General features: G+C 72.8%; 9 protein-coding genes. 1 reads left to right on the top strand and 8 read right to left on the bottom strand.

All coding sequences use genetic code 11. The features are described from left to right. Positions 1-82 precede the first annotated feature (82 nt). The 6 genes from NHL51_RS06970 to NHL51_RS06945 form a co-directional block, all read right to left on the bottom strand. Positions 83-3,475, bottom strand: coding sequence for a carboxypeptidase-like regulatory domain-containing protein (locus NHL51_RS06970; protein ID WP_434142693.1), 3,393 nt, complete (start codon positions 3,473-3,475; stop codon positions 83-85). A 21-nt stretch (positions 3,476-3,496) separates the two neighbouring features. Next, positions 3,497-4,072: a hypothetical protein gene (locus NHL51_RS06965; RefSeq protein WP_434142692.1), complete on the bottom strand. Its 576-nt coding sequence runs from the start codon at positions 4,070-4,072 to the stop codon at positions 3,497-3,499. Next, complete coding sequence (locus tag NHL51_RS06960) at positions 4,069-4,821, bottom strand: hypothetical protein (protein ID WP_434142691.1); 753 nt, start codon at positions 4,819-4,821, stop codon at positions 4,069-4,071. Before NHL51_RS06960 ends, NHL51_RS06965 begins: the two co-directional genes overlap by 4 nt. 257 nt (positions 4,822-5,078) lie before the next feature. Continuing rightward, complete coding sequence (locus NHL51_RS06955) at positions 5,079-5,753, bottom strand: response regulator transcription factor (RefSeq protein WP_434142690.1); 675 nt, start codon at positions 5,751-5,753, stop codon at positions 5,079-5,081. A gap of 28 nt (positions 5,754-5,781) precedes the next feature. Then, positions 5,782-7,911: an ATP-binding protein gene (locus NHL51_RS06950; RefSeq protein ID WP_434142689.1), complete on the bottom strand. Its 2,130-nt coding sequence runs from the start codon at positions 7,909-7,911 to the stop codon at positions 5,782-5,784. Continuing rightward, positions 7,908-9,830, bottom strand: a complete 1,923-nt coding sequence (locus NHL51_RS06945) for a histidine kinase (RefSeq protein ID WP_434142688.1) — start codon at positions 9,828-9,830, stop codon at positions 7,908-7,910. The genes NHL51_RS06950 and NHL51_RS06945 overlap by 4 nt, the downstream gene beginning before the upstream one ends. 160 nt (positions 9,831-9,990) lie before the next feature. On the opposite strand from NHL51_RS06945, the gene NHL51_RS06940 reads away from it, so the two are divergent. Further along, positions 9,991-11,154: a DNA alkylation repair protein gene (locus tag NHL51_RS06940; RefSeq protein ID WP_434142687.1), complete on the top strand. Its 1,164-nt coding sequence runs from the start codon at positions 9,991-9,993 to the stop codon at positions 11,152-11,154. Between the two features lie 8 nt (positions 11,155-11,162). On the opposite strand, the gene NHL51_RS06935 is transcribed toward NHL51_RS06940, so the two are convergent. Continuing rightward, a complete protein-coding gene (locus tag NHL51_RS06935) occupies positions 11,163-11,423 on the bottom strand; it encodes a hypothetical protein (RefSeq protein WP_434142686.1) in 261 nt (86 codons plus the stop codon). Between the two features lie 16 nt (positions 11,424-11,439). Continuing rightward, the gene (locus NHL51_RS06930) at positions 11,440-13,047 is read right to left on the bottom strand and encodes a S1C family serine protease (RefSeq protein WP_434142685.1); all 1,608 of its coding nucleotides are present in this window, start codon (positions 13,045-13,047) and stop codon (positions 11,440-11,442) included. Positions 13,048-13,206: the final 159 nt, after the last annotated feature.

Here is a 13,206-nt window from a genome sequence, read left to right as displayed (position 1 = left end):
ACTCGGGAACCGGTATGACGGGAGAGGGATCGGGGCGCCGCGACCGCACGATGGCGGTGCTGCGACGCCCCGATCCCTTCGGTCACTCCGCGCGCGAGTCGCGGCGGCGGAGCATCAGCATCACCGCTGCACCGAGCCCCGCGAGCGCGAGCGCGGCGCCCGCGAACCGGCCCGCCGATTCGGATCCGGTGCGCGCCAGCCCGCCGTCGGCCTTGGGCGAGGGATCGCCTCCCCGAGCCGCGGCGTTCGCACCGGCGCCCGATGCCGAGGCGCCCGCTTCGCTTCCGGTACCGCCGTCGGGGTCACCGCTCGCACCCCCGTGCGGATCGCCTTCGGCACCGCCATTCGGATCGCCGTTCGGGTCACCGTTCGGATCGCCGTTCGGATCGCCTTCGGCACCGCCGTTCGGGTCCCCGCCGGGATCTCCGCCCGGCTCCTCTGCGACGACCGTGTACTGCACGGTCTCGCGCGTGATGTTGCCGGCGTTGTCGATCGCGGACGCGGTGAACTCGAAGACGCCTTCGGTATCGGTCGGCAGCGGCTGGCCGAGCGGCACGGACCCCTGGCAGGTGAGCACGCCCGAGAGCGCGTCGTCGCAGGTGAACGCTGCGGGCAACGAGGCGCCGAGCGCGACGCGCGCACCCGCGATCGAGGGGTCGACCGTCACGACCGGGTCGGTCTTGTCGATCCGCACACCGTGGCTGCGCAGCGCGGTCTCGTTACCGGCGCGATCCGTGGCGCGGTACTCGACGGCGTAGATGCCCTCTTCGCTCAGCGGCACGTCGGCGAAACCGGGGTAGGCGACCTGCCACGGACCGTCCCCCACTCGGAAGTCGAGCCGCTGCACGCCCGAGTCCTGATCGGTCGACTCGATCCGCATGTTCGCGTCACGGCGCAGCCAGCCGCGCGCGTTCGGCACGGGGTCGAGCACCGACGACGCCGTGGGCGCGGTCCGGTCGATCCGGATGTCGAGCCGCTTCACCGGACCGCGGCGGCCGTACTCATCGACGGCCTGGTAGCTGAGCACGGTGTGCCCGGTCGCGTCGACCGAGATCGACTCGCTGCCGTCGGTGATGCCGCTGCCGGTCTGCGCGCCCGTCAGCCGCCACTCGACGCCCGAGGCACCGGTCTGCGGGATCGGGTCGAGCATCACGTCCACCGGCCCGTTCCACCAGCCGCCGGGCCGCTCCGGGTCGGGAGTCGCCGTCGCGTCGAGCACGGCGTCGGCGGGTACGACCTGGTAGTTCACGATGCGCACGTTCGTGTTGCCCGCGACGTCGCTCGCGGTGATGCGCAGGCTGTGCCACCCCAGCGTGTCGCTCGGCAGCGGGTGGCCGTGCGGCGTCGATCCGACGCAGCTCTCGACGCCCGATGTCGCGTCGGAGCAGCCGAAGCTCGCGTTCACCGACGCGCCGAGCGGCACCTGGCGATCCTCGAGGGTCGGATCGATGTCGATCGCCGGCCGCGTCGCGTCGATGTTCACGGGCACCGACTGCTCGCCGGTCGAGTTGCCGGCGGCGTCGCTCGCGCGCCACCACACCCGGTGGTGGCCGTCGCCCGTCACGAGCACGCGCACGGGCTCCCCGAGCACGGGCGGGTCGGTCCAGGGGCCGTCGTCGACGCGGTACTGCAGCGAGGCGAGCCCGCTGTCGTCGTCGCGGGCGTCGAGGATGACCTCGGCCTCGCCGCGGTGCCAGCCCTGCGAGTTGGGTTCGGGCGTCACCTCGTGGTCCACGGTGGGCGGGGTGACGTCGCCCGCGTCGACCTCCAGCACACCGTTCTGCCGCAGCTCGTTACCCGCCCGGTCCTGGGCCAGAATCGCGTACGGTACGGTCCCGGCCACCGAGGTATCGATCGCCGCGCCGATTTCTTGCGCCGGTCTTCCGGCGATCGAGATGACGCACCTCTCGACACCGGCGGTTGCGTCGGCGCAGCTGAACTCCGCAGCCGCGGTCTCGTGCTGATCGACCCGTCCATCGGCGAGCACCCCCGCCAGCTCGATCGTGGGCTTCGTCTGATCGATGCCGAACTCGAGCAGCCTGGGCGCAGTCTCGTTGCCGAGGGTGTCACGCGCCCACACCTCGAGCGTGTGGCGACCGTCCTCGAAGTACTGCAGCCGCGAACCGTTCTGGATCGCGAACGAGCCGTGCTCACCGTCTCGCCTGCCCTGGATCGTCGCGATGCCGTCGGGGTCGGTGGCCTCGACCCTAACACTCATGGGCTGCTGGTAGTAGCCCCCGTAGGCACCTGTTTCGGGCTCCATGGTGAGGAACAGCCGCGGCGCCTCCGAGACCGCGATCACACGCCCGCCGGTGATGTCGAATGAGGCGACGCCGCTCACGCGCGCAGCGGCGTGCACGGTGTAGCTGCCCGGGGCGAGACCGCGCATCACCAGGCTGTAGCGCCCCTGGTTGCCCTCCGTGCGCACGGTTTCGACGCGACTCTGGCCGTTCTGATCCGTGACCGTGACGGTGACGGCGATGGGCCTGCCATCGGAGATCGGCATGAGGTCGCCCCAGATCTTCAGCTCGGGGCTGTTGCTCGAGGCGAAGACGCGCATCTGTGTCGTGCCCGAGGACTCCCAGCCGCGATCGATGAACACGTTCGCCGCCTCGATGCCGCTGTTGCGCACTTCGAGGTTCACGAGGCCGGTGAAGCGACCCCCATAGCCCTCGATGAAGCGCAGCTGGGCGAACTGGCCCGGCCCGTACCAGTCGGTGCTCTCACGCCCCACCGCGACGAGCCTGAACTCGATGCCCGCCGGCCCTGCGACGCTCGCGTTGTACTTCTCGGCGTTCAGCACGCCCTCGGGGTACACCCGCGTCTCGCCCGGAGCGATGCCGGTCACGGTGAAGTCGGCTTTGGAGTCCCCGGCATCCTGCGCGGTTTTCTCCGCGCTCTCGGCGTCCGCGGGTTTCTCCGCGCTCTCCCCCTCGGTGTCGGTCGGCTCGGAAGTCTCTGGGTCGGTGTCGTGGTTCTGCGAGGGATCCTCCGACGTCTGCTCGCCCGTTCCCTCCTGTTCGGCGCCGCCTTCCGGCGCGCTCCGCTGCAACGCGACAGCCTGTTCCGCAGCGGCCTGCTCAGCGGCGGCCTGCTCAGCGGCGGCCTGCTCAGCAGCTGCCTGCTCAGCAGCGGCCCACTCGGCCTCGGCTTGTTCGGCATCGGCGCGCTCCGCCTCGAGGCGGAGGCGTTCGGCCTCCGCCTGCTCGGCGGTCAGCCGCTCGCGCTCCAGCCGTTCGGCCTCGGCCTGAGCCTCAGCGGCGGCCTGAGCCTCAGCGGCCGCCTGAGCTTCGGCCTGCGCGTCTGACCCCGCGCCCGGCGTCTCATTCGCGCTCGCCGGGACGGAACCCCCGAGCAGCAGCGCCGCGCTCAGCAGCACGGCGCCCGTTCCCAACCCCCTGCGCTGCAACGCTCCTTCGGCGCGCACGGCGCCGAAGGGGCCCGTCCCGTCCTGTGGTTCTCTTCGTTTCCTCATCGTGTATCCCTTTCCGTGCCCCTACTCGAGCGGGGCTTCGTTGTCGACGAAGGCGATCACGAAGCCGCCCTCGGCCTCGCGGATCTGGAAGCCGAACGCTCCGCCGTCGGAGCTGTCGAGCGAGGCGTAGCTCGTGCCGTTTTCGTCCCCCGAGATGCGCACCGGCGCGTACTGCGCGAGCGCCTCCTCGAAGTGGCTGAAGACCTCGTCGCTCGGCACCTCGGTGACGTAGCTCGCGGTCTCCACGGCGCCGCCCGACTGCGTCGTGCAGATGGTCGCGCCCTCCGGTGCTGCCGGCCACCCCTCGGGCACGAGCTCCAGGTCGTCGAGACTCGCCGGACCCGTGGCCCAGGGGTAGATCTCCCCGCACTCCTCCGGAACGCCGGGCGCAGGCTCCGCGGGCAGCGTCGCTTCCTCCACCGCGTCGGCCGGAGCCTTCTCCTCGGCGTCCGGACCGCCCGAGCAGCCGGTGAGCGCAAGGAGTCCGGCCGCGGCGAGGCATCCGATCAGGGCTCCCAGTCGAAGGCGGGGCGAGGGATCGGCTGAGCCGTAGTCCCTCACCGGGCCGCGGGCCCGGTGCCGTTCTGCGGCGCTCATGCAGGATCCCTTTCGGTGATACGGCTGCGTCCGACGGCGAGCCAGAGACCGGCGATGACCAGCCAGCCTTGGATGAGGGTGCCAGGGATGCCCGGCACGCCCGAGACGAGCATGAGTGTCAGCAGGCCGAGCCCGAACAGAGCGCTGACCACGCCCAGCACGCGCGACACGAGGCGCTCGGCGAAGGCCATCCAGGCCATCGCGAGGGCCGAGACGAGCACGCCGAACCACGGGAAGTAGGCGCCGAAGTCGGTGAGCATGTAGTAGACGAAGAGCCCCTGCTCGTCGTAGAGCCCGGCCTCCGGACCGAGGTAGTTCGCGAGCGCGCCCTTCCAGCCGTAGCCGAGCAGACCCGCAGCGGCCGTGGCGATGGCGCCGAAGGCGACGACCTTCGCCCCGACGGAGCGCTCGAAGCGCTGCGTGCGCCTCCACCACACGGCCGCGAAGACCAGCAGCAGCGCCATCGCGAGGAGGCCCGCCGTCCAGCCGAGGCGGCCGGGCAGCACCGCCAGGCCGAGCATGTCGGCGCTCGTAACCGAGTAGTCCTCGCCCGAGAGCCAGGCCTCCGTCTCGGCATCGGGACGCACGTCGAAGACGATCGTGCCCGCGAAGCCGAGAGCCCCGGCTGCCGAGGCCCAGAGGGGCCACGCGGTGAAGCCCTGCTTCGCCGGTCTGGCGGCTGCGGCGGGGGCTGGCGGCGTCGCCTGCGCGGAGGCGGCGACGCTCGATTGACCTGGGAGTGCGGTCATGTTCGTTCTCTTTCGTACCTGGGGCGCGGGGCCCCGGATCGGATGGTTGCGATGACCACGATCCCGCCGGGGCGTCCCGGGCCGGCAGATTCCGATGTCCTCGTTCGGCCCGGGACGCCGGCGGGGACGCGCGGCCGGGACGCGGAGACGTCGGACCGGCGGTGGAACGAGCGCAGCGAGGCGAGTCGGAACCCGAACGGCGGGCCTCGATTTCGACTCGGCTCCGCCTCGCTCGAGCAGCGGTGGGCGCCGCGGCGCTACGGGCGCGCGAGCCTGCCCGAGCCGAAGCCGGCCTCGCGCGCCATCACGATGAGCGCGCTGCGGTCGGGCGCGCCGAGCTTCGTGATGATCGCGTAGACGTAGTTGCGCACCGTCTTGCTCGTGAGCACGAGCGTGCGCGCGATGGAGCCGTTGTCGAGGCCGCGCGCGACCAGGTCGAGCACCTCGACTTCGCGGTCGGTGAGCTCGGGGAAGGGCCTAGCCTCTGCGCGATCGGCTCCGCTGCCGAAGAACGAGACGGCGCGCGCGGCCACGTCCGCACCGAAGAGCACCTCTCCGTCGGCGACCGCGTGGATCGCCCGTTCGACCTCGGTCGGCGAGGCCACCTTGAGCAGGTAGCCGCGCGCGCCCGCGGCGAGCGCCGAGAGCAGGGAGCGGTCATCGCCGAGCATGGTGAGCACGAGCACCGCGGTCTCGGGCTTCCGCCCCAGGATGGCCCGCGTCGCATCGATGCCCGACTCGTCGCCGAGATCGAGGTCCATGAGCACGACGTCGGGCTGCACCGCATCAAGGATGCGCATCGCCTCCTCCGTATTGGCGGCCGATCCCGCGACTTCGACGCCCTCGAGCGTGTCGAGCAGGGAGATGATGCCGCGGCGGAAGAGCGGGTGGTCGTCGACCACCATCACACCGATCGTTCCGCCCGATGCCATCGGCCCTCCTCGCACAGCTGCTGTCGTCTCAATTGTGCCCCTGCGCCGCGCTTCCGGCCACGGGCGGATGTCCCGGCTCGGGCGAGGACGCGGAGTCCCCATCACCCGCGAGCGGCAGCGTCACGGCCACGCTCGTGCCCTCCGGCCCCGAGGTCAGCGACATGGACCCGCCGAACGCCTCGGCCCGCCTCCGCAGCGAGAGCAGCCCGACACCGGGTGCGTGCGCCTCGGGCAGCCCCCGTCCGTCGTCGCTCACCTCGAGCCGGAGCGCGCCGGGCTGCGTCTCGAGCACGATCCGCACCGCTTTCGCACCGGAGTGGCGCGCCGCGTTCGTCAGCGCCTCCGCGGCAATGAGGTAGACCGCGTCTTGCACGCCCTGGGAGAGTTCTGCCGCGAGCGGTTCCGGGCGGATCTCGACGGCTACCGCCATCCGCTCGGTGCGGAAGCGGGCGGCGAGCTCGGCGAGCGCTTCGGGAAGCGACGATCCGTCGAGCGGCGAGGGGGATACCTCTCCCGCGAGCTGTCGCACGGCGCGGGTGCGCCGTGCGACGTCCTGCTCGAGCTCCGCGAGCAGCTCCACCGCCCGGCCCGGGTTCGTCTCGACGAGGTTCGCGACCGCCGCGAGCCCGAATCCGATGCCCGCGAGCGCCGGTCCGAGGCCGTCGTGCAGCTCCTGCTGCACGGCTCTCCGCTCCCCCGCGCGTCTCGCGAAGAAGTCTTCGCGCGCGACATCGAGGTGCCGGTTCGAGTCGATCAGGTGCACGGCGGCGGCCACGAGCCCGGCAAGATCGCGCAGCGCGGAGATCGAGCGCCGGTCGAGCCGCTGCCCGACGGGAGCCGTCGCCACCAGTTCACCGGCTGATCCGGGGAGAGGGATCCGTACGGCCGCGCCCCCGGGGTCGCCTGCGATGGCGACGGTGCGCGAGACACCGGATCGCACCTCGACGGAGGCGAGGCGCAGCACGCGGCGCAGCGCTTCGCACAGCTCCCTGAGACCGGCGGGCCCGGCCTCGAGCTCACCGATCCCCGCCCCGAGCCTCGCGAGCATGGCGGCCGGCTCGGCGCCCTCGCCGTAGACGAGCCGGTCGATACGGCTCTGGATCCACCCGCGCAGGGGCTGGATGGCCAACGCGATGAGGATCGGAACGGCGATCTCAAGGCCCTCGGGCCACGGCACGAAGCGCGGCGCGGCGAGCACGATCGCGAGGTAGAGCGCGGCGCCGCTGATCGTCAGCAGGGTCCACAGGAGGATGCGGCTGACGACCACGCGCTGTCCCCAGAGCCCCTGCCCGAGCACCACGACGAGAATGCCCGCCGGGTAGATCACCTGCCCGAGCACCGGTGCCAGCAGCGCGACCTCCGCCAACGCGCCCGGGAGCCGCAGCGGGGCGGGGAGCACGAGCACGGCGTAGCTGCCGCTCAGGAAGAGGTGCCCGAGCGTCAGCCAGGCGAGCCCCGTGCGCCCGGCGCCCCTCGCCCGCGCCCAGCGCGTCGCCAGGATCCCTCCCGTGACGAGGGCCAGGCCGACCGCGACGAAGGAGCTCACCAGATAGATGCCGGGCAGCGACGACTGGAGCGCGCCATCGCCGGGGGCGAGCGGGTTGCGGGGATTCGAGGCTGACTGGTGCACGAGCGCCGCAGCCGTCGCGACACAGGCGTTCGCCGCGCCGATCGCAACGAGGCAGCGCTGCCAGCGCGGCAGCCGCGCGCGCGTGACGAGCACCGGGAGAACAGCCGTCATGAATGTGCCGGGGATGTAGCCCCAGCCCGATGCGTGGGCCAGCAGGCCCCAGAGCGGCAGCCCAGGCAGCTCCTCGCCGAGCAGCCCCCACTGCCCGCCGAGCACCGCGAGGCCCGAGCCGAGCGCGTGCACGGCGAGGATCGCCCCGACCGCGCCGACGCGCCTGGAGAGGAGCAGCGCAGACACCGGCCCGTAGACGAGGGCAACCGTGAGGCCGATCGCCGGGAAGAGATCCAGCACCTCCGCGGGCGGACGGGCGAGCACCAGCCCGGGCAGGGGACGTGCCGGCAGCTCGTGCGCCAGCGCAATCCAGACGGCGGCGAGCGCGAACGCCCAGGAGAGCGTCCAGACCGCAGCGGCGAGCGCGACCCGGCGGCGATCGACACCGCCCGTCTGAGGAGCGCCCGACGCGGTCATACGGGGATCACCACCGTCGCACGACCGGATGCGAGGTCGCCCGTGAGGGTGCCTGCCGCCTGCGCGCAGCGCTCCGCGATCGCCGATCGGGATCGTTTGGCGGCGTCGCCGCCGACGGCATCGGTGTCGAGGCGCACCCGCACGGACGCTCCCGCGACTCCGGCGACGATGCCGATCCGGGCGGGGCGGCACTCGCGCAGGAGGATCTCGACGGTGTCGGCGATGACCAGGTAGACGGCGACCTGCTGCTCGCCCTCGAGCTCATCGGTGCCCGGAGCGGAGGCGTTCACCGCGCACGTCGCCCCACTGAATCGACGCGACAGCTCGCGCAGCGCTCCGTCCAGATCCCCGGCGTCGAGCGCGGCTGGCAGCAGCGCCCTGGCGAGGCGGCGCACCCCCTCGGTGGTCTCCGCGAGTTCGGCGCGGAGCTCCTCGAGCGCCACGGGCGCGCCGGGGACGCCCGAGGCGATGAGCCGCCGCGTGCCCGCCATCGCGAAGCCGATCCCGGCGAGGGCGGGAGCGAGCTCGTCGTGCAGTTCGCGGTGCAGCATGCGGCGCTCCTCCCGGCTCACGCCGCGGGTACGATCCCGCAGCGCCGCCAGATCCTGATTCGCCTGCGCGAGTTGCACGGCCACCGCCACGAGCCCCGCGGTCTTCGCCAGCATGGGCTCGACCAGGTTGCTCAGCAGCGCGGGGTCGTCGGCGGTGCACACGACGGTGCAGAGCGGAGCCGCAGATCCCTCGCCTTCCGCCGCCCCCGCAGCGTCGAGGCGATGCGAGAGCACCGCCGGGCCGTCGGCGCCCGCCCGCGCGATCTCGACGGAGTCGGCGCCGACCAGCAGCGACACCGATCGCAGGTGCCAGATCTCGCGGAGCGCCTCGGCGAGCCCGGCGAGCCCGCCGCGGTCGCCGCTCGCCGAGACGGGTTCGCCGAGTCGGGCGAGGATCCGCCGCACGCTGCTCCCCGGTCCGAAGAAGATGAGTCCGGTGAGTTCGCGGAGCACCCCGAGCATCACGCTGAAGCCGAGCGCGAGGATCGCGGCGGCGAGACCGCCGGCCAGCGTCTCGCCCGCCCCGAGGCCGCGCGCGACGGCGTGGAGCAGCACGTAGAGGCCGATCGCGCTCGCGAGCGCCTGCGCCCACACGATCCCGGCGAGCAGGCGGCGGTCGATCACCGTTCCCGAACCGCCGAACACGGCGGCGAGGATCGCCGTCGGCAGCAGGCCCTGGGCGACGATGAAGAGACCCGTCCCGATGCTCGACGCGGCTTCGGTGCCCGGCAGCAGGGTGAGATAGCTCACGATCAGGAGGGCGGCGCCGAGCGCGAACCAGATCAGCACGACCCGTTCGATGCCGCGCCCGCGCCACCACCGCCGCACCGTGGTGCACACCCCGAGCAGGAAGCCGAGCAGCGCGACGCCGAGCGGCAGCAGTTGGAGCGGGAGCGGGGCGTCCGTCTGCCACAGCCCGCCGGCACCGCCGATGCCGAGGTCGAGCGCGATGGCGAGGGCGCCGAGCCGGAGCCCGCTCCTCCTGAGGGGCGAATCGCCGAGCAGCCAGATGAGGATGCCGAGCGCCGCCAGCTCCGAGAGATGCATGGCATAGGCGGTGACGGCGCTCGCCGCCTCGATCAGGGCCCCGGTGCCGGGAAGCCGCCCGAGCACCATCATCAGCGCAGACAGACTCGAGCTCACGGCCAGCCCTGTCAGGACGGACGCGACAGCGCGCTGCCGGATCGCGAGCAGGATGCCCGCCGCCGGGGCGTAGACGAGCGCGGTCACGACCATGCGGAGCACGTGCTCCCACCCGACCCCGCACAGGCTGCCGACGGCGCACGCGGAGAGCGCGGGCAGCCAGGCGAGCGCGACGATCACCCCTGCCCCGAGCCGCGCGGCCCGCGTCCGATCCGGCTCGCCCACACCGTCTCCCGATCCGCGCGGCCGACGCCGCGCCCGACTCAATCCTCCCCCGCCCGCGCGCCCGACGGCAGGGGCAGATGTCCCGGTTGTCGCGCGGCGGCCGACCGATGTCTTCCTCATGCTAGCTTCGACGGAGACGGAGACGACGGAGGGAGCCCGGATGCCGTTCGCCGACGAGATGCTCGGAGCGCAGCAGGCCGAGGCGCTCGTGTCGATCATGGGCGATGCGGCCGGTCGGCCGCTCGCGGCCACAGCCGAGACCGCGCGGGGCCTCGACGGCCTCTCCCTCAGCGGGAGGGCGCGGGCGCTCGCGGCGGGGCTGCTCGCCGATGTCGGCGGCGACCACGCGGTCATCGCCGCAGCGGTGCGGCGCGCGTTCGATCGGCCGGACTTCGACGGCTGGCTGCTGTGGCCGGTCGGGCTCGCCGTCGCGCTGCGCGGAGTCGATGAGGGATCGGCGGAGAGCTTCGACGGGGCGCTGGAGGTGCTGCGCGAGCTCCCGCCCCGCATGACCTCGGAGTTCGCGATCCGCCCGCTGCTGCGGCACGACCTCGATCGCGGGCTCGAGCACCTGCTCTCGTGGACTGCCGATCAGGACTGGAACGTGCGCAGGCTCGCGTCCGAGGGCAGTCGGCCGCTGCTGCCGTGGGCCGAGCGGATCCCTCGCCTCGTCACCGACCCCTCGCCGACCCTGCCGATCCTCGACGCCCTCTTCGACGACCCCGAGGAGTCGGTGCGGCGCTCGGTCGCCAACCACCTCAACGACCACAGCCGCGCGCACTCGGCCTTCGCCGTCGCGGCGGCGCGCGGCTGGCTCGTCCGAGGCGGAAACGGCGCCGAACGCACGGCGCGGCATGCCATGCGCACCCTCGTGAAGCGCGGCGACTCCGGCGCGCTCGAGCTGCTCGGCTTCCCTCCGGCCGAGCTCTCGGTCGCCCCGCTGCGCGTCACCCCCGAGGCGGTCGCCCTCGGTGGGGCGGCCGCCTTCGCCGCCGCCGTCGAGAACCGGGGAGCGAGCGAGGCCAGGCTCGTGATCGACTACGTGCTCTTCTTCCCCGGCGCACGCGGCGACGAGCGCCGCAAGGTGTTCAAGCTCGCGCAGCGCACGCTCGCGCCGGGCGAACGCGCACTCGTGGAGGGCAGGCACGTCTTCCGCGAGATCTCGACCCGGAGGTACTACCCGGGCCGCCACGGCCTCGCGCTGCAGATCAACGGCGTGCTCCACGACCGAGCCGACTTCGCGTTCGGAGGGGAGGAGGCCGCGCCCCGTTCGGCGAGGGATCGGTCGCGGCCGCGCCGCGGGACCGACCCTTCGCATCGTTGAGGGATCCCTCACCGTCCCGCCTCGGCGAGCAGCGCTCCGACCAGGAACAGACTCCACCAGGCCGAGGCGAGGAGCGCGGGGGTGCCGAGCACGAGCGCGCTGATCGCGAGCGGCCGGGACCCCCGCCGCGCGAGCGTCAGGACCGCCAGCACGAGCGCGGCCGTCCCCGTCGCTACGGGCACGAACGGCACCCACCACCCGAGCGCCGTGAGCGATGCCAGCACGAGTGCGGCGACTGCGAGGCGTCGATCCCTCACCTGCGCGCCCATGCCGACCCCGCTCCGGTCAGCTGTAGTCGGCGACGAAGCTGCCGATCACGCGGTCGATGGCGTCCAGGTCCGACTCCCGCACGGCCTGCACCGCGACGAGCACGACGTATTCGCCGCTGTCGGCCACCGCTCCCACGACGAGGAACTTCGCCTTCTCGGGCCCGCAGTTCTCCCACAGCTCGTAGACGCCGGTGTGCAGGCCGTCGGCGTAGTCCTCGCTCGCCGCCGAGGTGCAGCCGTGGCCGGGCAGGTCGCCCGCCATGAGCTCCACGAAATCGCGCGCCGTCGCCTCGGAGACGTCCTGCTGCGACGCGAGCACGTTGACGCCCGGCACGGCCCAGCCGCTGCGGTAGGCCTGCAGGTCGGGGCTGGCGATGATCGACTGCACCTCGGTGCTCCCGTCGACGATCGCGGTGCCGTCGACCTGGGTCCACGATGCCGGCACCTCGACGCTCACCCGACCGCTGTCGTCAGTCACGGTCACGTACTCGCCGGTCGCCTGGTTCTCACCTCCGGCGTCGCCCAGCACGGAGACCGGCTCGAGCTTCTCGTCGCCGTTGAACTTGCCGCGGTAGAACACGCCCTCCGACGGCCGCAGCACGTCGACATCGATCGAGGAGTCCGTCCCGTGCGTGCGCAGCACGTCGCAGTACGCCGCCATGGTGCCGTCGGCGCCCACCGGCACGCCTTGCATGCGTGTGATGAGGTCTCCCGGCTTCAGCCCGGCCTTGTCCGCGATGCCGCCTGATTCGAGCGAGGACACCCAGATGCCCAGTCCCGCGCCTTCCTCGTCGACGAGACCCATGCCGTTCACGCCGAGGCTCAGCACGTCCTCGCCCGCGGCGAGGCGCTCCACCACGGCGGTCACCTCGTCGCGGTGGATGGCGAGGTTCTCGTCGGTGAGGTCGCTGCCCGCGTAGTTCACGCCGACGAGCTCGCCCTCCGGCGTCACGAGCGGACCGCCGGAGTTGCCGCCGCGGATCTTCGCGTCGTGCTCGATCACGCCGTCGACCGAGGCCCACGGGCTGTCGTACGAGGTCTGGGCGGTGGAGATGATGCCCTTCGTCATGGTGAAATCCGGATCGCCGTGCGGGTAGCCGGCCGCGTAGACCTCCTCCGCCGTCGAGATGTCGCCCTTCTTCCACTCGAAGTAGGGGTAGTCGCCCTCCTCGAGCTGGATCGCGGCGAGGTCGAGGCACTCCGACGACCCGAGCACCTTCGCGTTCATCGCCTTCGACCGGTCGGCGTCGCGCCACACCTTCAGCGTGCCCGCCCCGACCACGACGTGATTGTTGGTGAGGGCGAGCCCGTCGTGCGAGACGAGGAAGCCGGATCCGGCGCCCGCGGCCTCGTAGGCGCCCACCTCCGGGTGCACGAAGGTGCCCTGCGCCTCGATCTGCAGCGTCGCCGATTGCACCCCGTCGAAGTCGACTCCCCCGCCGCCGCTTTCGGCCCCGCCCTGGCCCGCGGCGCCTGGCAGCATGCCGCAACCGGTGAGCAGCGCGAGGGCGGCGGCCAGCACCGTCGTCACCGTCGTGGCCGTGCGCATGCCGCAGCGCGGGCGGCGCCTGCGGAGCGGGCGCCCGTGTTCGGGCGCGGACTCGGAATCCGGGTGTGCGGTCATGAGAGCTCCTCTGCGGCAGCGCGCCGACGGGAGTCGGCGGTCGGTCGTGCGACGGATCCGTCGCATCGCCACCGAGGTTAGGAGCGCGCCCGTCCCATGCGGAACGGGCCGAAGTCCTCGAAGGGGCCGGGCCACATCGCCCGGCCCGGCCATCGCTGC

The sequence above is a fragment of the Leucobacter sp. gxy201 genome (assembly GCF_051043335.1).
In the GTDB taxonomy this organism is placed as follows: domain Bacteria; phylum Actinomycetota; class Actinomycetes; order Actinomycetales; family Microbacteriaceae; genus Leucobacter.
The sequence above is the reverse complement of the archived record's forward strand: the minus strand, read 5'-3'. Positions and strand labels throughout refer to the sequence as shown.

Excerpts from the sequence above, each read along its gene's own strand:
- NHL51_RS06970 (WP_434142693.1), bottom strand. The coding sequence starts at position 3,475 with ATGAGGAAACGAAGAGAACCACAGGACGGGACGGGCCCCTTCGGCGCC.
- NHL51_RS06965 (WP_434142692.1), bottom strand. The coding sequence starts at position 4,072 with ATGAGCGCCGCAGAACGGCACCGGGCCCGCGGCCCGGTGAGGGACTAC.
- NHL51_RS06960 (WP_434142691.1), bottom strand. The coding sequence starts at position 4,821 with ATGACCGCACTCCCAGGTCAATCGAGCGTCGCCGCCTCCGCGCAGGCG.
- NHL51_RS06955 (WP_434142690.1), bottom strand. The coding sequence starts at position 5,753 with ATGGCATCGGGCGGAACGATCGGTGTGATGGTGGTCGACGACCACCCG.
- NHL51_RS06950 (WP_434142689.1), bottom strand. The coding sequence starts at position 7,911 with ATGACCGCGTCGGGCGCTCCTCAGACGGGCGGTGTCGATCGCCGCCGG.
- NHL51_RS06940 (WP_434142687.1), top strand. The coding sequence starts at position 9,991 with ATGCCGTTCGCCGACGAGATGCTCGGAGCGCAGCAGGCCGAGGCGCTC.
- NHL51_RS06935 (WP_434142686.1), bottom strand. The coding sequence starts at position 11,423 with ATGGGCGCGCAGGTGAGGGATCGACGCCTCGCAGTCGCCGCACTCGTG.
- NHL51_RS06930 (WP_434142685.1), bottom strand. The coding sequence starts at position 13,047 with ATGACCGCACACCCGGATTCCGAGTCCGCGCCCGAACACGGGCGCCCG.